General features: G+C 41.9%; 16 protein-coding genes. 6 read left to right on the top strand and 10 right to left on the bottom strand.

All coding sequences use genetic code 11. From position 1 onward, the window contains the following. Window positions 1-382: 382 nt before the first annotated feature. The 8 genes from GUY17_RS02880 to GUY17_RS02845 form a co-directional block, all read right to left on the bottom strand. Window positions 383-1,375 (bottom strand): hypothetical protein, encoded by a 993-nt coding sequence (locus GUY17_RS02880; protein ID WP_162022248.1) that lies wholly within the window; start codon window positions 1,373-1,375, stop codon window positions 383-385. After that, window positions 1,363-2,583 (bottom strand): phosphoenolpyruvate carboxylase, encoded by a 1,221-nt coding sequence (locus GUY17_RS02875; RefSeq protein WP_162022247.1) that lies wholly within the window; start codon window positions 2,581-2,583, stop codon window positions 1,363-1,365. Before GUY17_RS02875 ends, GUY17_RS02880 begins: the two co-directional genes overlap by 13 nt. Further along, complete coding sequence (locus tag GUY17_RS02870) at window positions 2,580-3,233, bottom strand: hypothetical protein (protein WP_162022246.1); 654 nt, start codon at window positions 3,231-3,233, stop codon at window positions 2,580-2,582. The genes GUY17_RS02875 and GUY17_RS02870 overlap by 4 nt, the downstream gene beginning before the upstream one ends. Beyond that, a complete protein-coding gene (locus tag GUY17_RS02865) occupies window positions 3,233-6,952 on the bottom strand; it encodes an ATP-binding protein (protein ID WP_162022245.1) in 3,720 nt (1,239 codons plus the stop codon). The genes GUY17_RS02870 and GUY17_RS02865 overlap by 1 nt, the downstream gene beginning before the upstream one ends. 349 nt (window positions 6,953-7,301) lie before the next feature. Next, window positions 7,302-8,903, bottom strand: coding sequence for a methyl-accepting chemotaxis protein (locus GUY17_RS02860; RefSeq protein ID WP_243756247.1), 1,602 nt, complete (start codon window positions 8,901-8,903; stop codon window positions 7,302-7,304). 475 nt (window positions 8,904-9,378) lie between these two features. After that, window positions 9,379-10,944, bottom strand: a complete 1,566-nt coding sequence (ahpF, locus tag GUY17_RS02855) for an alkyl hydroperoxide reductase subunit F (protein WP_162022243.1) — start codon at window positions 10,942-10,944, stop codon at window positions 9,379-9,381. 113 nt (window positions 10,945-11,057) lie between these two features. Next, a complete protein-coding gene (ahpC, locus tag GUY17_RS02850; protein WP_101086214.1) occupies window positions 11,058-11,627 on the bottom strand; it encodes an alkyl hydroperoxide reductase subunit C in 570 nt (189 codons plus the stop codon). Between the two features lie 242 nt (window positions 11,628-11,869). Next, on the bottom strand, window positions 11,870-12,613 hold the full coding sequence (locus GUY17_RS02845) for a spermidine synthase (protein WP_101086215.1): 744 nt from the start codon (window positions 12,611-12,613) through the stop codon (window positions 11,870-11,872). A gap of 150 nt (window positions 12,614-12,763) precedes the next feature. On the opposite strand from GUY17_RS02845, the gene GUY17_RS02840 reads away from it, so the two are divergent. Beyond that, window positions 12,764-13,327, top strand: coding sequence for a mechanosensitive ion channel domain-containing protein (locus GUY17_RS02840; RefSeq protein WP_101086216.1), 564 nt, complete (start codon window positions 12,764-12,766; stop codon window positions 13,325-13,327). A gap of 481 nt (window positions 13,328-13,808) precedes the next feature. On the opposite strand, the gene GUY17_RS02835 is transcribed toward GUY17_RS02840, so the two are convergent. Both GUY17_RS02835 and GUY17_RS02830 read right to left on the bottom strand, forming a co-directional pair. Next, on the bottom strand, window positions 13,809-14,546 hold the full coding sequence (locus GUY17_RS02835; RefSeq protein WP_162022242.1) for a dienelactone hydrolase family protein: 738 nt from the start codon (window positions 14,544-14,546) through the stop codon (window positions 13,809-13,811). Window positions 14,547-14,646: 100 nt separating this feature from the next. Further along, the gene (locus tag GUY17_RS02830; RefSeq protein ID WP_101086218.1) at window positions 14,647-15,636 is read right to left on the bottom strand and encodes a 2-hydroxyacid dehydrogenase; all 990 of its coding nucleotides are present in this window, start codon (window positions 15,634-15,636) and stop codon (window positions 14,647-14,649) included. Between the two features lie 577 nt (window positions 15,637-16,213). Between GUY17_RS02830 and GUY17_RS02825 the strand changes: the two genes are divergently transcribed. From GUY17_RS02825 to GUY17_RS02805, 5 genes are all read left to right on the top strand, one after another. Next, window positions 16,214-16,633, top strand: a complete 420-nt coding sequence (locus tag GUY17_RS02825) for a hypothetical protein (RefSeq protein ID WP_101086219.1) — start codon at window positions 16,214-16,216, stop codon at window positions 16,631-16,633. Between the two features lie 34 nt (window positions 16,634-16,667). Then, window positions 16,668-16,958: a hypothetical protein gene (locus GUY17_RS02820; RefSeq protein ID WP_101086220.1), complete on the top strand. Its 291-nt coding sequence runs from the start codon at window positions 16,668-16,670 to the stop codon at window positions 16,956-16,958. 94 nt (window positions 16,959-17,052) lie between these two features. Further along, window positions 17,053-17,730 carry a bifunctional tRNA pseudouridine(32) synthase/23S rRNA pseudouridine(746) synthase RluA gene (gene rluA / locus GUY17_RS02815; RefSeq protein ID WP_162022241.1) on the top strand — a complete coding sequence of 226 codons (678 nt, stop codon included), beginning with the start codon at window positions 17,053-17,055 and terminating at the stop codon, window positions 17,728-17,730. Window positions 17,731-17,830: 100 nt separating this feature from the next. Then, entirely contained in the window at window positions 17,831-18,292 is a 462-nt protein-coding gene (gene asnC / locus GUY17_RS02810) for a transcriptional regulator AsnC (protein WP_011636002.1), read from the top strand. A gap of 292 nt (window positions 18,293-18,584) precedes the next feature. Further along, on the top strand, window positions 18,585-22,451 hold the full coding sequence (locus tag GUY17_RS02805; RefSeq protein ID WP_162022240.1) for a S8 family serine peptidase: 3,867 nt from the start codon (window positions 18,585-18,587) through the stop codon (window positions 22,449-22,451). Window positions 22,452-22,495 lie beyond the last annotated feature (44 nt).

Genomic DNA, 22,495 nt, shown 5'->3' with positions numbered 1-22,495 from the left:
GTTATACCAATCCTGGTGCTTATTCTTTTCGAGCGCTGAAATACTGAGACATAGCGCAATATATTTCAATCACCTTATGAACAAAAGTGATGACTTAATCGTCGCTTAACAAGCATGCAATATAAAAGCTAAAAATAACAATAGATTATAGACTTAGTTAATCACTAACGATGGTATAACCAGTAATAGATTTAGGACGGAAACGGCTAAAATCTGTGCGTATAGCCATAAAAATCAAGCAGACAGCGAGAGTAACAATCAATTTGAAGGTTTTACTTGGCGGTTGAGTGAGCTCAACTCTGTTTAATAAATGGGGTTAGCTGGCTCAATCAGTGTAGTGTTTTTTTTATTCTGCACAGTGGTTTTATTATGAAGAGTGGTTTTATTCTGAACAGTGGATATTAAGCAACGTCAGTGACATCGATTTAGCTAACATGTGCTGCTGTTTAATGCTCACGCAATGTTGTCCGAGCCATTGCACTAACGCTAACCATTGCGGATTATATATTACTGATGAAGCGGAAAATTGAGAATCTGATTTATCGCCAGAATGTGCATCTCGATACAAATTATTAAGATAAGCCCATTGCTTGTGTTGTTTATGAAAATCATCCGTCGAATTTATCTGGGCTAACGCTAATAACTTATCTGGCGACGCTAGTGCAAGTTGCGGCACTATTATGCTGCAGCAAGACTCAAGGGTATTGGCAATCATTAACCCTGCTGGATCAAGGTCAGTAAAGCCAATGACATTGATATTGAGTGATTCAAGTAAGTGTAAAAAACGCTTTCGGCCTGCTGGCGAATAGTCATGGCTACCTCGATACAACACCATGCAGTTATTGATGAAGGCCTGTAACTCTGAGGTAAATAAGTTGGCAAAAAAGTGATCAAAACTGTCGAGGTTTTCAACCACGATGAGGTTCGTTAGATTGAGTCGTTGGCAAAGCGCGATTGCACTATCGACCTTTAACCGCAGTGAACAATTATGTACAGATAATAAATCGACCACTGCGTCTGGCGCTAAATCAGTCACTTGGTCTTGAGATAAGTTAGGTGCCAGCTTAATTAATACATAGTCAGCTTCAGGGCTGATATTAGCGTATTTCTCATTAGTACTGAGTTGTGACATCTGCTGGCGGGGCACATCAAAATCAAGGGCCAGAATATCTAAACCCGAATCAATTTGGGCCATGTTACGCAGTAAAACATAATCGTTTGCGGTCAAATACAGGTATTTGTCAGTACCATCGGTCTCACCTATTTGCCACAATTGATACAATTTTTTCCAATCGGCAGTGAACTTCACCCGCGGCAAGCGCTGCTTTGCCGCGTGTTCCATTAGCTGTAACTGTCTTTTGCTTAGGCTAGCCATAACTCAACATCGTTAATGATAAAGTTACCGCTATAAACCGGATCGGGTTTTCCTATCGGTTCAAGCTCAAAATAATTTTTATGCTCATCGGCTAGGCCTTCATAACCGCCAATGACTTGATAAAGCCAACTTTCAGCATCCCATGTTAATTGCTTCTCTTGCAAATAGCTTAATGCCGATTGACGTAAACCAGAATCAATCACTTCACAAAAATATTCATCCACGGCTATTTTAAGGGGGTTTTCAGGGATATCAAAATCCTCACTGTCACCCATTTCAAAGGTCACATTATGCTCACGCAATGCCGCTGGTAATAAGTCGCGACTAATGGCTTTAACTTGTGCCACTAACCCCATCAGTTCTAGTTCGTGATGAGGGTTAGACACATCAACACTTGCAGGGGCTATAAGCGCCTCAGCACAATTAAATAATACCGGTACTGCTTTATGCACTACATGGTTTTCAGGTTGATAGTCAGGATGCATGCTGGTGTGCAGTAACCAACCTTTTAGTAATCGGGTGCGCCCTTGTATTTGCCTAAATCGCCCAAGTAACTCATACAATCTCGCTTGGACAATACTCAACTCTTGGGTACATTGACTTAAGGTTTCTTGCAAACTGGTCATCAACAAACGGCGCAGTTCACGAATATCGCCAGCAATTTCACCTAACTCGCTAAATTGAAACATCTCTAAGCCGTTTAGCAGCTCTGACACCTGGCTTTGGGCTAATTCGTTTTCACGAATTTTGGCACTTATAGTCCCAACATAACCAAATTCGTTGTTAATTCGGCTCCATAACACCCGGATTGAATAACGTAAACTGTCGGTAAAACTGTACACATGCTCATTTAAATCGGCTAAATAGGCTTCTGCAGCACTAAAATCCACATCACGGCGCGCTTCTTTATAATGGTCGGCTAAGGTTTTTATTGTCGCTAGCGCCGAACCGACGTTGGCATCAATCTGTCGATTACGTTCGTCGCTTAATGCTTCTTCCAATAATGCCCGCACCGAACGCTTTAAGCGCAGTTCTTGATCCGGTTCTGGTCGCCATAAAATGCCACTTTTTTTCAGCTTTTCGATAACGCCAGCATCATGAGCAGTGTCGTTAACCGATCCTGCCAAATATGCATCCATGACAACATCGGCATGACGCCCAAGTTGTTTGAGCAGCTTTACCCCGGCTTGGTGTAAGTTACTGCTCATATCAAGTCCCTTTGGGTCGCGGTTTCTGCCTGAGCCTCAAGACTTAAGCCTTCGGTCTCATCAATAAAGCGGATCACTTCGTATAGATAATCTAACTTACCCGTGGCGATATAAATCTGTTTCTCACTATTGGGTTTGGTTAAATAACCCAGTTCCACTAAGCGCTTAAACACCAACTTAATTTGGCCGTCAACATTAGTACTGCTTGAGCCGAATAATCGGTAATGGCTCAACTTGGTGAGTTGCTCTCTAAAGGCTGGCGTATCTTCAATACGCGCTTGTAAATCGGTTAAGCGGATCGGCGCGCCTTCGCTCAGCGGTGCATCTTGGCCACTGGCTTCTTGCACTAATACCAGCCATTCCACTAATGGAATAAGGCCTGAGCAAATATCTTTAAATTGCGATGAAATAACTTTGCGCTCAACTTCGCCGAGCTGCAAATAACCACAAAAAAAGACTTCACCCTCACCTGCACTGGCAATGGTGCGATTAATTTGGTTAAGGTAGGTTTCAACTCTGTCGCGAGTGCTATTATTTTTTAATGCCCGCCAACCGTCTTCATTGGTCACTCGGCAAATAAACTCACCACGCAACAATTGCTCTATTAATGCGCCAGTACCTACTAAGATAGTTTCAGTCGATTCAGACATTAGATGTGCTCCTTAGCAGTTTCAGCGCGAGTCATTTCCGCCGTAGGCATTTCGGTTTTAGTATTACGTTGCGATAAACGGGCCGCTAACGGATTGGCTTTAGGTTTAACGACCTGCAGCTTTTTCGTTTGCTTATTAATGATGTAACGGTTAGCAAATAGACTTAGCACTTCAGATTCAGGATTTGGGAAAGCCCCTAATACACTGATATTGTTGTTCTCACAGGCATCGAAGATTTTCTTCACGTTAGTGTGATGCAGCGTACCTAACTCATCAATTGGCCAATGGATAGTGACATTGGCTTTGCCGCGCAATAAACGGGTGAAGGCCAATAAAAACTTACATAAAATAAGGTACGCCATACCATGACTTGAAGACTCGTTTAACTGACGGTCGGTACGAATAATTAAGTCGCTGTTACCTTCTTTTAAACGCAGTTCTATTTCTAACAGTTTCGCAATACCGCCGGTTAATGCTGCGCGGCCAATAATGTCTAATGCTCGGCGCATTGAGTTAGTGTAATGCTCGTCCGGTAGTTGGCTGAAACCATCTGCTTTCCACGCTTTAAAGGCTTTAACAAACACTTCAAGTTCAGGCCAAAACTCCAGTTCGCTAATACGTGAACGAATTCGCACTGCCGACTCTGATACTCCTTCGAGGAATAGCTCTTCACCCACTTCACGGGTAATACGCGCACTTTGACTGGCAATACGGCGGTCAATATCGGTTAATACATCATAGAATGCGGTTAAGTCGATACCAAAAATACGCCCTTGTTCGCGAATCGCCATTAACGATTGCGGCACCATCACATTGAGTAACTGCTCAAGCTGTGGGACTAACTTGCGATAGTCGAGAAGGCGAATACCTTTGTCGTTCACAAAGCTCGACTCATCACGGGCCCGCTCCCAAAATTCGGCCAAACTTGAACCAGATTTACTGGCAATGACCGAGTCAAAGTGTTCAACATATTGTTTAACAGAACCCATTAAGTAGTCACGCTTTAGCAATAAATCTTCACCTTGGCGCAAACGCTCGCCAATGCTGCCCATCGCTTCATCGTTATTAGCCGGCAATTTGAGTTCAGCTAACTTGCGCATCACGGCGCGCAGCTTTGTGAGGTTTTCAGACGCCTCTACTTGGGCTGCATCACAGGCTTTACGTTCGGTTTCTAAGCTGTCTCTTCGGTGTTTTATTTCTGCCGTTTTCGCTTTTAGCAGTTGCTCCAATTCCAGCGTAGCGCGCTTAACATCAGTTAATTGAGTTTGCACTTTAGGCTTTCGAACAAGCCAGGTATGTTGATACCAATCATCAAAACGCAGCACTTCACTGCGGCGTTGTTCTGCATTACTGATGCAGGCTTCAAGATCGCGGATCTGTTTTTTAAGCGCCAAAATGGTGCCTTCATCAACACCACGCGACTTAAGCTCATTTTTGTACCAGGTTTCACCTGCTTTTTGCTCGGTTTTTGCATTTGTACGGCGTTGTTCGATATTGGCTTTAATCTGGCCTAATTGATTATCAATGGCGCCGACCACTTCTTGCCAATAGGCATTTTTTTCCATGCGTGCTTCAAGCGCCTGCTCTTTTTGCTCGCTTAACCAACCAAGGTGCTGATTGCTAAGCAGCTTAAGTTCATTATCAAGTTGTACTAATCGCTTGCTCGAATCGGCTTTACGATCTGCCACAGCTTGATTGATTTTTTGTTGTTCGTTACGCTTCTCGTCAAACAGACGGCGTAAGTCTTCACGGCTATTTTTGTACGCTGTACGGGCAAATGTCAGTTCGCGGGTGATGCTATCGAGCGCCGTATTCATAGCAACCAGTTGATCTTCCGCTTCGGCATGCATTTCTTGCGCACTTTTTAGTGCTTCTTCTGCTTTAGCTAAACGAATACGTAAATCTTGCTCTGTGGCAGCATACTCTGGAACATCAATGGCTTTAAGATCGAGGTTAACCCCAAATAATGCTTCACTGCTGTTTTTGGTTAGGCTTGGGTGTAGATCGCTGCGATGCAACAACTCTGGCGCGATAACTTTACCAAAGGTGTGCTCCCAACCGTGGGCTTCTTTACGCAAAAACTCCAACAAGGTATGCGACTGTGGGAACAACATATGGTGCAGTTCTTCTTTGGCATTTTCTCTATCACTAACGCGAATACTGGATATACGCAGCGCTTCGTTAGCTTGGTCGCGCTTGGCCCGTTGTTTACGCTCTTCTGTGGTTAAACGATCGACCTTTTGATTACAGGTTTCTTGCTCTTCATCAGCTAGGCTTATGCGTTCATCGAAAATCGCTAAGCGCATTTTTTCATCTTCAGTGTAAGTCACACCATCAACTTGATGCTTAAGCTCGGCAGCGGTTAATTTAAGTTGATATTCTTGTTCGCTAAATTTAGCTTTACCAGCATCAGTTTGCTCGCGCCATTGCAGCTCTAGTTTAGCAATGTCGTCATTGGCAAGCTCACGTTGCTTATCACGCGCTTCACGTTGGGTGTCTTGCTCAAGATGTAGCGTTTCAAGTTCGCGATGTAATTGCTCAGCAATTTTGCTACGGCGGGCATTAAAGGCGGCTTCAATATCTTGGTGTTTTTCGGTTTGTAATTTATGACGCTCGTTAAGGTTTTCAACATCACTGCGCCAATTAGGCAAATTATCTAAATCAGCTTTGGCTTGTTCAATGTCGGCATCTAAAAAAGCAGCATGCTGGTCTTCAATGGCATTGAGTTCATCTTCAAACTTGCCTGCGTCACCTTTAGCGGCAGATAATTCCTGGTTTAACTCATCACGAACATCTTTCCACTCATCATCTAATAAGCGCAACTTGAGGTTTAGTTCTTTACCATGAGTTTGGTTACGATCTTGGCGATCAGCTTCTAAGGTTTCGTCAGCGCGATAACCGCGCGATAAACTGGCTAAGCGTAACTCGACGCTTAATAGCTGATTAAATTCTTGTTCGAGCTTTTCGTATTCGGGGCGGATTTGTTCAAAACCTTGCACCAGCTGGCTTTCACGGATCCACGTTTCTACTCGTTGTGGATTCAGTCTAGACGTCGGTGGGTTTACCCCATCTTCTTCTAAAATGGCTGCGATCATTGATTTAACCGTTTCCATTTTGCCCTCTTTCGAGTGCACGGCTTTAGCGAGTTTTTCGATATGACGCAAGCTATGTTCGCCGTCACACAACGAGAACTGACGCGCGTAAGTCCGCAGCTCATTGCGGTTACTGCCGGTATTTAATAAGCTACGATCGTTCTGAATTATCGCTCGAAACTCGCGAGTGTTTAACAAGTTTGTATGGGCTACGCCATCACGTTTTACTTCACGGCCCAACTCTGCCATTGAATGACAAATGATGGTGTCGCCATTACGCGACTTAATATAATGCTCTAACTCAAAAGCACGGCCAATAAAGCGGTAATTTACCCCTTTACCGTCACCCGCAGATGCTAAAACCGCTTGATAAAGTAAACCATCATCTTTTTGATATTCATAGATAATGTAGCTTGAGTCATGGGGTAAATACCAACGTTCGAAACTGTCACGCGTTGACGGCACCACACGGCTAGGGTACTCGCCATAAAATACCGGCACTAACCGTTGTAAGGTTGTTTTACCAGAGGCATTGGTACCACAAATATTAGTGTGACCATTTAATAACAGTTCGACCACACCGGGTAGGTGGGTATTAATTAACACGATTCTAATCAAGCTTGGCATGATAATCCTTTTCCAAACAGCTCACATTGCAGTGACAAAGAAGCAAAATACGGATGAAAAAATAACGTCTATTTATTCAATTTAAATAAAGTAAAACAAACGCAGGCTGGAGGCAATTTTCCCCCACAAAAATTGGCTTTATAATACGCTAAATAATTCAAAAATGGCGGCTAACAATGCAGCAAACAGCCAGAAACTGTTTATGTGCAACATATGTCGTCAGGCAGAGAGGATAAACACTGCGGAGCAGAAGGCTTTTTGGTGCTGGATAAAATAAAAAACGCACAGATTTCTCTGTGCGTTTTTTTATCGTGTACCACTCACATTTGGATCTGAATTGTCAGCAATATTACAATTTAAACTGTGAGGTCGCGTGGTTAAGCTCATTAGCAAAACCGTCTAACCCTTCTGAAATGCCCTGCACTTCGGCAAGAATCCCCAGTGTTTGTTCAAATGATGCATTCATTTCAATCACATTATTCGCCACATGTGCAGCTACCAAAGATTGTTGTTCAGTCGCTGAAGCAATATGAGTATTCATACTATTAATACTGACAATTTTAGATTGAATTGAGCTTAAGACTTCACCGGTGTCTTTAGCATAACGCTCGTTTTCTGATGACTTAGTAATCGCCACATCCATAGTGCTCACCGATGATTCAGCTGCGATTTTAAGCTTTTCTAATACGCCACGGATTTCTTTAGTCGCGTCTGCCGTTTTAGACGCCAGTGCGCGAACTTCATCAGCAACAACAGCAAAACCACGTCCATGCTCACCCGCTCTAGCGGCTTCAATGGCGGCATTTAACGCCAATAAGTTTGTTTGATCTGCAATAGAGGTAATCACGTTCAAAATTGAGCCGACACTTTCGGTGTCTTTAGCTAACTCATGAATTGAGTTCGATGCCAACTCAATACCTGAGTTGAGTTCTTGAGAAATTCTCACTGTACGTTGTACTACAGCTAAGCCCTCTGTCGCTTCTCGCTCAGCAACTTGTGCCGCTTCTGCCGCTTGCTGTGCACTGTGTGAAATGTCATTCACCGAGTGGCGCATTTCTTCCATCGACATATGCACGGCTTTAGCATCGTGGCTTTGTTGCTTGGTTGCCTTAGTCGCAACAGCCATACGTTCTTTTAACGATGACGCACTGTCTAATAATGGACTGGTAACACTGACGACTTGTTGTATAGAGTCCGCCAATAAACGTAAAAAACGGTTAAAATTGCTTGATACTTGTCCTAGTTCATCAGTACCTGCAACCGTCAATTGATGACGCAAGTTACCTTTACCATCTGCTAACTCACCCAATGAACTTGCCACATCACCAGCAGAACCACTGATGGAACGAGCAATCGAAATAGTAGCAAGCGCCATAAACACCAATAATGCGATACCGATACTAAATGAAAGATATAAACTTTGTTCTGAACGGTCGCCAGCCTCTTTAATGGTAGAGCTAAACTCATCCACTTTGTCGGCTTTATAAACAGTAATTCCGTTGGTCAGTTTATCGAAAATTTTAGCTTTTTTCTGACTGATTTGTCCCACATCTGCCATATCGATCGTGCCATCAAGCATGCCTCTTGCCAATGACAGTGTCATGGTATTGTATTCATTGAGGCTGTTAGATAATTGCGATAAAGCGGCAGTCTCTTGCTTATCGGTAGTTGATAAGTCGGTTAAATTCTCGTTAAGTGAAACAAACGTTTTATTGGCGTTTTCGAGCAAATCTTCATCTGCAAACGATACCGCTTGGGTATATAACTCATCTAAGCGTTGTACATAAATGACGTTTTGGTTTGCAAGTTCAACCCGGTTTGCCACCTTGGTTTCCATGAAAGACAAGGTGTCGCGATTTTTATTAATCGCAACGGTGCTAATACCAAGGTTAACGGCAAAAATAATAACCGATAAAACAAAAATCAATCCAACCTTTTTGAAGATTGACATGTTACTAAACCAATTCATATTCCGCCCCCAAGCGATAATCAAATGAAGATAAAACAAATGTAGAGCTTATCAATACAACTACAGAGATATTGCTATTGAGAACCGTGATACCGAGTCTCAATCCTTGAGGCTATTATTGTGTTGCGACGGATACCGTTTAACATCAACCCTTAGTCAATTCACTACAGCTGATAGTATTTTATTGTTATAAAAATACTATCTAACGAGATAAAGCTCATGTGTAAATGACTATCTATTTTTATATTTACGTAAAGGTGTACGTAAAGGCTATCGACCTAAGTTCAATATACTTGAAAATTTTCTAATATATCAATTTCTTTATCAGTTATTGATAAACAACCAATCCATACAATGTAAGATTGTAAATGAAAATACAAAAAAATAGCCTGCAAAATGCAGGCTATTTTTATTCGGTGGTTGATATAAAACCACATATAACAAATCTTACAATCTGCTATGCAGCTTTTACATCCTCTTCTTCTGAATGTCTGATGAGATAATCAAATGCACCCAGTGATGCTGTTGCGCCGCTGCCCATAGCAATAATGATTTGCTTAAACGGGGTATTGGTTACATCACCTGCGGCGAATACACCAGGGATAGATGTTTGGCCACGCTCATCGACTATAATTTCGCCGCGAGGGGTCATATCAACCACACCTTTTAGCCATTCAGTATTAGGAACTAAACCAATTTGGACAAAGATACCGGCTAAGACAACGGTATTGCTTTCACCTGTTGCACGATCGGTGTAGATCAAACTGGTTACACGGGTACCATCACCTTTAACTTCAGTGGTCATCGCTTGGGTAATAATGGTGATGTTACCCATTGATTTAGCTTTACGCTGCAGCACTTCATCGGCACGTAACTTACTGTCAAACTCAAGTACGGTGACGTGTTCAACGATATTGGCTAAATCGATAGCCGCTTCAATACCAGAGTTACCGCCACCAATAACCGCAACACGCTTACCTTTAAATAATGGGCCGTCACAGTGTGGGCAATACGCTACGCCTTTATTACGGTACTCTTGTTCACCAGGAACGTTCATTTCTCTCCAACGTGCACCCGTTGCCAAAATTATCGTTTTACTACGCAGCGTTGCACCACTTTCTAAGGTCACATCAAGTAGGCCATTTTTAGCTAGACTCAACGCTCGTTGGTTTTGCATAATGTCGACGTCATAATCCTTAACGTGGGCTTCAAGGTTAGCAACTAGTTTAGGCCCTTCGGTTTTAGACACTGAAATAAAATTCTCAATACCTACGGTTTCGGCAACTTGGCCGCCAAATTTCTCCGCTACGATACCGGTGTTTAACCCTTTACGAGCAGAATAAATTGCCGCTGCAGCACCTGCTGGACCGCCACCAATCACTAACATATCAAAAACTGATTTTTGGTTTAACTGCTCAGCTTGTCTGCCTGCAGCATTTTTATCTAACTTATTCAGTACTTCAACAACGCTAATAGCACCTACAGAGAAGGCTTCGCCGTTTAAAAATACTGATGGCACTGACATGATATTGCGATCGCTCACTTCCTGTTGGAAAAGCGCACCGTCAATCATCACGTTAGTAATATTTGGGTTAATTGCCGCCATCATATTCAGTGCTTGGATCACTTCAGGACAGGTTTGGCAACTTAACGAAATATAGGTTTCAAAATGGAATTCACCAGGCAATTGGCGGATTTGTTCAATGATGTCCGCATCCAACTTAATCGGATGTCCGCCGCTGTGTAATAGCGCTAACACCAGTGAGGTAAATTCATGACCCATTGGCAATCCAGCAAAGGTAATGTTGGTTGCAGCTTGTGGGTTGATCACACTCATACTTGGTGTACGCTGACCTTGTTGATATGTGACTGAAACTAAGTCTGATGAGTCAATAATGTCTTGGGCTAGGCTGGTTAATTCTTTGCCTTTGTTTGAGTCATCTGCAGATACGACAAGTTCAACTGGGCGCTTGAGGTTTTGCAGATAGGTTTTCAGTTGATTTTTTACATTCGCATCTAACATAACAACTCCTAAAAAATGGGTAATAATCGATAATTTTAAAAGTGCTAGTCAGTGTCGGGGGGAACACCGACTAGCTGGAGATGATATTACTAACCTAAGGGTAAACTTAGTGGTTAGATTTTACCCACTAGGTCAATTGAAGGAGCCAATGTTTCTTCACCTGGCTGCCATTTAGCTGGACATACTTCGCCATCGTGAGTTGCAACATATTGTGCAGCTTGAATTTTACGAACTAGTTCAGAAGCGCTACGGCCAATACCTAGGTCATGAATTTCAGCGACTTTAACTTGGCCTTCAGGGTTGATAACGAAACTACCACGAAGTGCTAAACCATCTTCTTCAATCATTACACCAAAGTTGCGAGTGATAACACCAGTTGGGTCACCAATCATTGGGTAAGTAATTTTGCCGATTGTGTCTGAACTTGAATGCCAAGCTTTGTGGGTAAAGTGAGTGTCAGTTGATACTGAGTAAACTTCAACGCCCATTGCTTGTAACTTTTCATAATGGTCAGCCATGTCGCCCAATTCAGTTGGACATACAAAAGTAAAGTCAGCTGGGTAGAAAAATACTACTGCCCACTTGCCTAATAAATCTTGCTCGGTAACTTCAACGAAAGCACCATTGTGGAATGCAGTTGCTTTGAAAGGTTTGATAGTGCTATTGATGATAGATTGTGTCATGTCATGCTCCATTTAGATTTACATTAAACCCGATACCAATATGGTTTCGGTGATGGCAAACAAACTGTGCTCGTCATCTGATGTAGTCATAATAGCGATCGACACTAATTAAGTATAACGGATAAAAACTATCACCTTAATCGGTTTTTCATATTGAACTATCTGGTTAGATAAATCCTAGAGCGTAAAAAACAAATACCGACATAGGTCGGTATTCGCTTAATGATACTTACAGGCGGGAATTATTCCCAAGGACCAAATCTTGTCAGTACGCGACTGACATTAATTTCAAGTTTTTGTGAAAGCGTTTGGAGCTCCTGCTTATTATTAGCAGCAGAAAAACAATTCGCTTTATTAGTGGCAAACACCACCCAATTTCCGCCGCCAGTTAAACATGCAAAGACTTGGTTAAAATGTGCATGAAGTGTGTCACGTAACTGTAAATCACGGCTGTGTTCTTTCCAGCAATTTAACACTAAAAAACCATCGGTTTTGAGCAGCTGTTTTGTTTGTTCAATAAATTGAGTAGACAGTTGTTGTTTATCTACGCCTTTGTCACTGTAGATATCGGCAAAAATGACATCCACTTTTTTGTGCTCTGCTTGGGCTAAAAACTCATACGCATCTTGATGTAATACAGTGAGCTTTTTACTCAAGGGTAATTGAAAAAAGCGCTTAGCGACTTCAATAACTTGTTGGCGCAATTCAACGGCGGTAATCTTAATTGCCGCATCAAAATGCCTCAGAGAATGCACTAATGCCCCGCCTCCTAAGCCTAAAATAATGACACTTTTCGGTTGCGAAAATAACAACACAGCCAACATGGCTTGAACATAGGTATGTTGCGGTACATGTGGTTGGCTCTTATCCATTTTACTTTGTTCATCATTATCACCAAATGATAAAACCCGATAATCGCCATCGTCGAGTACACAAAAATCACCAAATCTATCACCGTCGACGTGCAATACTTTATAATCGGACATACTTCACTCAGTGAGGAGTCTTGCTTAATATACGACAGCAAGATTTTTCTACTTTAAAACTCTATTATACCCCAGAATGCTGGCCGAAGTTCGCGTCAAATAGCGTATGTAACACAATGTTTTATTATCATTACGAGATAGGGAATTGACATGTTTAACCATTTATTGATGATCTTTATTTATTTGGCGGTGTTCTTTTTTGCCCAACGTCAGGTTAATAAATGGATCCATTTGCAAGCTGAAAAGAAACAAGTCAGTGAAGTACGTAGCCGTTTAATTACCCGTTTGATTTCTTATTTGTTGTTTTTTGTGACGATATCCGTCATGGCGGTGTCATTAGGGTTAGGCTATCAAGAGGTGTCGCTATTTGTGTCTTCAGCCTTTGCGGTATTAGGCGTGGCGCTATTTGCTCAATGGTCGATATTGAGCAACATCACTGCTGGTGTATTAATCTTTTTTGCATTTCCGTATCGTATTGGCGATCGAATAAAAATTGTTGATAAAGAAGAAGATATGAGTGGCATTATTGTTGAAATCAGTTTGTTTCACGTATTGATCAAACGAGATATCGGCGATGTAATGACTTACCCTAATAGCTTAATGCTACAAAAAGCGGTGATTAAATTACCCGAACCACGAACATCAAGCGCGCTTTCAACAAGCAACAAAACTAAAGCGAAGATTAATGCAAACCGAGCGCGGTGGTTAAAGTAAACCCCAGGCAGCCACTTGATGGTTTATACCCAAACGACCTCGAAATACAAGATTGTGCATGCCCAGAAGTGACAGAGTTCAAGGGTCTAGGAATAGCGCGCCTACGGGCTGTTTCAGACACGATAGCAAGAGATAACAAGCGAACGCTGCGCTCAGGGATGGGACCGCTTCGCTGCTAAGATTTTATAGGATCTAGCCGCGAAGCGTCCTAGCAGCGCAGCGATCTAGGCTCTTGCTATAAGATTTTATCGCATCTAGCCGCGAAGCGTCCTAGCAGCGCAGCGATCTAGGCTCTTGCTATAGATTTTATAGGATCTAGCCGCGAAGCGACCTAGAACCTAGAAATAGTGATCTTAAACAGAGCATCACCATTCTGTTCAATCACTGCCTTGTTCCGTTATCCTACGGGAGCTCTGAAGCGAGCATGTTGGAGTGGCTTGGGTATATGTGTACTTAAGCTCAACGCAGACATGCAATAAGACTAGTTTAATACTCGATGAAAAAATGCCACCGCTTGTAGGTACATTTGCAAAGCCAAAGCAGCATCGTAACGCTCGCCTTCATCACGCATAAAGGCATGCTGTGCATTGACCTCTTGCCAAGTAAAGTTTGCATTTACCTGTTCAAGCTTTTGGTAAATAAGCTTTCGCCCTTCTTTACTAACATGCGGATCTTGCTTACCAAACACCATCACTAACTCGCCTTTTATATCACCAGTACGGGTTAATGAATCATTGCCTTCTTGGCAAGGTAATGTGTTTGAATGAATGTCGGTTGGATATAAACAAAAAGCACCGCTGATGTCTGGATTAAGTGCGGTGCGGTAAGCTAAGTGACCACCGATACAAACACCCATAGCGCCGACTTTATCACTGCAAAATGACTGTGCCCGTGCAAAGTCAACTAACGCACAAGTGTCACTGTCATGATGTTCCAAAGGCTTGGCCCACTTGTCTGCATTACCTTTATCTTTACCGACTTCATCATAAGCCAACACGGTTCCGATAGGATTTAGCTCATGAAACACTTCTGGTACTAATACAACAAAACCATGACCGGCTAAGATTGCCGCTGAGCGAGCAATAGGCGCGGTTTGCTGAAATATTTCTGAGTAGAAAATAATGGTCGCAAATTGGCCTTTAGTGTCTGGACGATAAAGCGTGGTACGCATTAAGCCCGTAGCCGTTTTAATGTCGTGAATTTCAGTTGTTGTAATCATAATGTTCCATTTATTTTGCACTACGCCTAAGATTTATCAAGCTGGGCAGAGTGTGATTATAGTCTATGTACTCGTAAATATTCCGGTTAACCCGTACGAATTAAAATAGCTCATTATTACAGGTTTGCCCTGTGGTCAACTGAGTCACATTCGTTAATGTTGTTGAGGCTATCGCATTTAATGCCTCTTCAGTTAAAAAGGCTTGGTGACCGGTAAAAATCACATTATGACAAGCAGACAAACGACGGAAGATATCATCTTGAATAATCTCATTTGATTTATCTTCGAAAAATAATCCTTTTTCATTTTCATATACATCAAGCCCTAACGAGCCAATTTGGCCATCTTTTAACGCTTCCATCGCATCAAAAGCGTCTAATAGTCCGCCGCGGCTGGTGTTAATCACCATCACACCTTGCTTCATTTGGCTAAAACTGACCTTGTTGAGTAAATGATGGTTATCTTTGGTCAACGGACAATGCAAACTAATGATATCGCATTGAGGATACAGGCTTTCTAATGAGACATATTCGACGCCAAGATCAATTACCGCTTGGTTTGGATAAGGATCGTGGGCGATCACTTTACAGCCAAAACCTAATAAAATTTTAATGGTGGCCAAACCAATTTTACCTGTACCAATCACCCCAACGGTTTTGCCAAACATGTTAAATCCGACTAAACCCGACAACGCAAAATTGGCATCACGAGTGCGTTGATAAGCTTTATGAATTTTACGATTTAAGGTCAACATTAAGGCCACTGAATGCTCGGCGACTGACTCAGGTGAATATGCTGGTACGTTAACGACTCTCATCCCTAATCGCTCGGCAGCAATCAGATCGACATTATTAAAGCCAGCACAACGCATGGCGATTATTTTTGTACCGCCTTTTTCCAACTCAACTAACACTTCTTCACATAAAGAGTCGTTGACGAACGCGCACACGACTTCATAGCCTTCTGCTAATTTTACGTTTTGCATGCAAAGTCGGTAATCAAAGAATTCAATATCAACCTTAAAGGTTTCGTTAATACTATTGAAATGGCGAATGTCGTAAGGCTTTGCGCTAAAAAATCCAATTCTCATAAGGCTCCAAATGCGTTAATGGCGCTATCGCGATCGTTTACTACTATTGAATGCAATAGTCACGCTCAAAACAGAGGCTAATTGTATGTGAATTAACAGTTATTGTCGTCAATATCACACGGGATAAAGATGAAATTGTGATCCAGACTCTCCCTTGTTAATAGCAACGACAACAATAATCACTCTGCAGTATAGTTTGCTTGTAACGCCCACAAAAAACATCCTTTTAGCGTTATAAACCTCATCCATTTCTTGCCCATATCAACACGGATTTAGCCAAGTTCTCTGGAGCCACATTCGTGACGCCTTGATACAGCCGAAAACTAAACATAGCGAATGTCGATTTCATTTGTTCATCAACATATTCTCATTTCACTCTACTTCAAATAATCTAGAGTAGAGACGCTCTTAAGGGATACCTAGTAAGCTAGAACACATGATAAAAAACATCTACTTAAGGCATTCATTTATTAAATTGAATAATCACATTGAAAATAAAAAAAACTGCTGTACCCATCACTGTTTTAACGGGGTAAAATTGCTAATGTTATTGCTATGTTAACCTAGCAACGACACTATGAATCAGAAAAAGAATTTGCCAGTATCAAACCGCCGATTTTGGATTGAACGGATAAGCAAAACTGCACTCAGAGCACTGCACATTATTGGTGTAGTGGGCAGTGGTGGTGGCATTATCTTTAATCTTGAGTTATCTCTGTGGTTTAATTATTGGCTTATTGCAATCGTATCCGGTGTATTACTAATGAGTTGGGAGATCATTAGAGATTGGCGCTGGCTAATACAACTCAAAGGAGTGTTAACCTTACTAAAAGTCATCCTACTAGGATTTTTTATTCAAATAAGTCAGTGTCATTCTGAATTAGTCATCTTTATTATTTTATTATCTGTTATTGTATCTCATGGACCCGCTGGATTACGCCATTACTCGATAGTTCATCGAAAAGTGATCCAGAGCAAAAAAGAAATAAAAGGTTAATACACCACAACAGAGATGACTCTAAGGACACGGGATGTTCCCTTACCCAGACCAATATCGCATTGCTATGCCGCCATTGACTACCGCTTTTATGGTGGCTTGGGCGTTGATGAGTCACGCCATTTTCACCGATGCTAGCCCATTTTCACTTTATCCATTATTAGTACTCTTTCCGACTGTCATTGGTGCGCACCTTTTTTTAATTTGGCAAGCAAAAGGTATGAGTCGTCTTGATCAATGCTTTTATGCATTGGTACATATCCCACTTGCGTTTGTAGTGTGGACATTCACCATCATGCACGTCAACGGCAATGCATTCTCTTAAATCGTCGTTTTAGTCTTTCAGCAATACCATTCTATACTTGCACATCATAAGCCCTAGCGGTATCTTTGCCGCGAATTGACTCACGAGAGCAACTATGGCTGATTTCATTTACAACCCACCCACCACTCCTTGGCTAGATATTGTGTATCAAGACAAGGATATTCTGGTCGCAAACAAGCCCTCTGGACTACTATCGGTTCCAGGAAGAGAGGCTATTTATCATGACAGTATTTATTCTCGGGTTTTAGCTGAACATCCAAATGCGCAAATTGTACACCGATTAGACATGGCTACCTCAGGGGTTATTGTCGTCGCACTACGACGCAGTGCTGAACGAGAATTAAAACGTCAATTTCGTGATAGAGAAACAGCCAAAACCTATTTTGCTCGAGTGGCTGGTCATATGAAAACCAGTATCACTAAAGTCGATTTACCGCTAATTTGTGATTGGCCTAAAAGACCCAAACAAAAAGTAGACCACACTGTTGGAAAACCTTCGGTGACGTTAGTTGAAGTCGTAAGCTATGGTGCTAAGTCAACATTAGTCAAACTCACTCCTATTACTGGACGCTCGCATCAGCTTCGAGTCCATATGATGGCATTAGGCCACCCTATCCTTGGTGATGGATTTTATGCCGATGCTTTAGCAAAAAGCTTATCACCTAGGTTACTCCTTCATGCCGCGGCATTATCGATAACTCACCCCTACTCTCAACAAGTAATGCATTTTGAGTCTCCCGTCACGTTCATGGCCCCTACGGCGGATCAATAACAAAATTAAACATTGTTAATAACCATGCTAATTTTAGTAGCTATTATGCAATGAAAGTCGTAGATTTATGACCAATTAATGGTTTATTAGGCTTTATACCGTGGATAGCTCATTTCAACGTGATGAATTAGACAATCATATACTTACCGCACTTATGCAAGACGCCAGAACACCTTTTGCGGAACTGGCGAAACGTTTTAACGTCAGTGCTGGGACGATCCATGTTCGCGTTGAAAAAATGAAACAAGCTGGCATTATTACTGGTGCGCAAATTACCGTAAATCCCAAAGCGCTCGGTTATGATGTTTGCTGTTTTATCGGCATCAATTTAAAAAGTGCAGGCGATTATCCGGCTGCTATTGCCAAGCTAAATGAATTAGAAGAAGTAGTAGAAGCGTATTACACCACCGGAAATTACTCGGTATTTGTAAAGGTAATGTGCCAATCTATCGATGGATTGCAGCATGTGCTAATTAACCGTATTCAATCTATTGATGAAATCCAGTCTACTGAAACACTTATCAGCCTACAAAATCCCATCGTAAGATCGGTAAAGCCCTAGGCCATGGAGGGCTAAGTAGCCCTCAAGCCCTGCATTAACTCCAAAATTGTCAACTCCCACTCGTGAATAACACAACTTCAATCACAAACCTGCACATACTTATTAACAATTGATTGCCGTTTTTTTAAGTTACAGTGTTACTTTTGTTAAACCTTTGTGCTACAAATGCTACTGATGTGCCATAGAGTGCAGCAAAAAACTGAAAATATTATAAACACCATCACTTAATATTCATCGTGTTACAGCGATATCCCCCTCAAATTGAGTGGTGTCTAAAAACAAGGAAGAAGTTGTGAAGACAAAATTAGCCCTAGCCATTTCGGCAGCACTAATATCAAGTGCTACTTATGCAAATACTCAATATAGCTCTAACCATGCAGGCATTGAACTGCTTTCTACTGACCATAACAAAAAACCTGCGGTTAAAATTAACGATGTCAAAGCTCCTCAGCGTTATATTATTGAACTAGAATCACCTGCTATTGCAAAATATCAAGGTGGTATTTCAACTTATGCCTCTACCGCGATTAAAGATAAAAATAGCAAATTAGACATTCAATCAGCTCCAGTTAAAAGCTATGTGTCTCATCTGCAGGCCGAGCAAGCTGCATTTACAAAGGCCCTTTCAAAGGTTGCTTCAAATGCTAAAGTTGAGCGTCAATTTACAACATTATTTAACGGTGTCACTATTGTTGGCCAAGGGTTAACTGTTGAACAAATAATGGCTATTCCAGGAGTTATCTCTGTATATCCTGAAGCTATGTACGAAACAAACATGGATGCTTCACATGAAATAATCAACAGTGAAGCTATGTGGAATGCAGTAGATGGCATGGAAAACGCTGGTAAAGGTATCCGTGTTGCCATTATTGATGGTGGTATTCGTCCTGAAAACCCAATGTTCTCAGGCGAAGGTTTTGAAGCGCCTACAGGGATGATGCCAACAGATGACTACTGTTCAACGGTGGATAGCTCATTCTGTAACGATAAACTGATTGTTGCACGTTGGTCACAACCTACATTCCAAGTCTGTCCAGATGAATACATGAGCCCATTAGGATTTGGTGGTCATGGTACTCACGTTGCCGGTACTGCTGTTGGCAACAAGGTAGAAACAACATTCCAAGGTGTTGACGTTACATTATCAGGTGTTGCTCCAGCAGCATATTTAATGGCTTATAAAGCACTTTATTCTAAAGCTGACTGTACTGGTGGTAGTGGTTCGAACATCATGCTCATGGAAGCATTAGAGCATGCCGTTAATGATGGTGCCGATGTCATTAACAACTCATGGGGTGGTGGCGCTGGCTCAGATCCTTCAAGTAGCCCATACAAAACGATGTTTGAAGCTGCCGAAGCTGCTGGTATTGTTGTAGTAAGTGCTGCTGGTAATGATGGTAATGCAGCAAAAACAGTTGGCTGTCCTGGTTGTATCGAGTCTGGTATCACTGTGGCTAACAGCACGACTGGTCGTTACTTCGCTAACAGCTTCAATACTGGTGGTGATGATTTGTTAGCGATTCCAGGTTCAGATACTGAAATTGATATGGACATCACAGGAACTGTTATTTCAGCACTCAATATTGATGCCGAAAACTTTGAAGGTTGTGATCCATTCGCTGCAGATTCATTTAAAGATGGTATCGCACTGATTTCACGTGGTACTTGTAACTTTAGCGATAAAGTGACTAACGCTGAAGCTGCTGGCGCAACTGCTGTTGTTGTTTATAACAACCGTGTTGGTGCACCAATCACTATGTCAGTGCCGGGTATTACCTTCCCTTCAGTTATGATTGCCCAAGATGACGGCATGGCAATTTTAGATTCAATGGGTGATACAGCGACTCAAGGTACTATTGGCGCTGACATTAAACGTATCATGGCCAGTGGTCTTGCAGATTCTATCAATGAATCTAGCTCTCGTGGTCCAAATGGTAATGAGAACATCCTTAAGCCTGATCTCGCAGCCCCAGGAACAAACATCTTATCGGCTTTCTCACCAGATGACGGTGGAGAAGACTTTAGTATGATTTCTGGTACTAGTATGGCTAGTCCACATGTTGCAGGTGCTGCAGCGCTTTTAAGTCAGCTACATCCTACATGGTCAGCAACTGATATTAAAACTGCACTAACATCTACATCTAAAATAGATGGCATTCTAGATGACGACTCATCAACACCAGCAACGCCTTTTGCTATGGGTGCGGGTCGTATGGATTTAGATGCTGCAGCAAAAGCAGTGTTAACATTTGATAAGCCTTCTATAGCTGCAGACTCATGTGTTGGTATCTGTACCTTTACTCGTACGGTTTACAACAAGAGTGATGAAAAATCATCTTGGACGCTTTCTGCAAGTTCTGGTACTGCTGGTCTAATGATTTCACCATCAACACTTGAACTTGAAGCGGGTGCATCAGCAACCTTCACTGTCACTGTTGATTCAACATTTAGTGAATATGGTGATTGGATATTCGGTAATGTGATGATTAGCAGCACTGAAGGAAAGCAAAATGCTCACCTTCCACTGGCTGTACTCGCTAAAGAGTCAAGTGATTCATCATTAATATCAGCTTTTACAACTGACACTGATATTTCTGTTGCTGATCCTTTCACAATAAAATCTGTTGTGAATAACACTATGTTTGAAAACACGGTAACTCTGACGGCTACGACTCCTAAAGGCACTAAGCTTACATCAAAAGATGATGTATCTGTGGTCCTGAACGGCGCCTCGCAAAATGGTCTATCTGTTGATGAAAAAACTGGCGTAGTCACTTGGGTTGGTTCAATGGATTTACCTGAAATGGTCACGACTAGTGGCACAGGTACATATCCTAATATTACCGCTCTTGGCTTAAGTCAAACACCTGCTTGTTTAGACGGTTGTGATGAAACTACATTTGTATTTACAGTTCCAGCTTATAAGTACAATGGACAAACTTATACAGCAATCACTATTTCGGATAACGGCATAGTCATTCCTGGTAATAGTTCAACTGCAGGCACTTATGCTAATAAAGAACTACCTGATAGCTCAAATCCAAATAATATCCTTGCACCATTCTGGTCAGATTTTGATTTAAGTGATGGTACAGTTGGCGATACTGGTGGTGGAGCAATCTCTCTTGGTGTCGTGAGCACTGGAACAGCTTCATTCTTAGTTGTTGAATGGAATGATGCGCAACTTTGGGGCGATCCTTCAGGTGATCAGTATAGCTTTAGCGTGTGGTTAAAAACTGGCGATACTGAAGAAGTCACATTCAATTATTATGATATTCCTGGTATGCCAGCTAACGTAACGATTGGCGCTGAAAACATCAGTGGTAGCATAGGTACAACTCATTACTTTAACGGTGCAGGCACATCTGTTACTAATGATGACTGGGTTGAAGTAAAATCAACAACTGCAGGTAGTGTTGAACTTGCCTATAAAGCAATGGTTACTGAGTTTAGCTTCGGCCAAACTGACACCCCTTCACTTGATGAAGATACTTCTATGGAAGGTAATGTATTAGATAATGATACTAAGCCAGACCAAAAAGTAGCTCGTACTCAAGTAACGGGTGATGGCATGACGGCTAAGGCTCAACGCTTAATCGATGTGTCTCCTGCTGGAAAATTAGACACTGTTGTTCTTGTTGATAAAGTGACTAATGGCGAACTGACGTTAGCAGCAGATGGTGCATTTACTTATACACCAACAGCTGACTTCACTGGCACGGATACATTCTCTTATACATCAACTGATGAAGAAGGGAATTTGAGCACGCCTACACAAGTCGTTATTACTGTTAATAACGTTAATGATGCTCCAACTGTTGCGCCTTCAGGAATGAATAGCGCTGGTGGATTTGTAGTAACAGCAAAAGCAAACGGTAAAGACATCGATGGTGATGCTTTAACTTATAATTGGGTTCAAACTGGTGGTAAGAGTGTTAGCTTTACCAACGGTGGTCCATCAATTCTGTTTACTGCTCCAGTAGGTGATGACACCTTCACTTTCACAGTAACTGCATCTGACGGTGAGCTGACAAGTGCACCAGGTACAGCAACCATTAATGTTACCGAGGAAGTAGAGCAATCTTCTGGTGGTTCTATGGGTTGGTTAACTGCACTATTACTACCATTAGCTGCATTACGTCGTCGTAAGCACTCATAATAGTAATCATTAATTTGGCATAGCCTAAATGATGTAAAAAAACC

The organism is Shewanella sp. Arc9-LZ (assembly GCF_010092445.1).
Taxonomy (GTDB): domain Bacteria; phylum Pseudomonadota; class Gammaproteobacteria; order Enterobacterales; family Shewanellaceae; genus Shewanella.
This window is presented reverse-complemented; position numbering and strand designations above follow the sequence as displayed.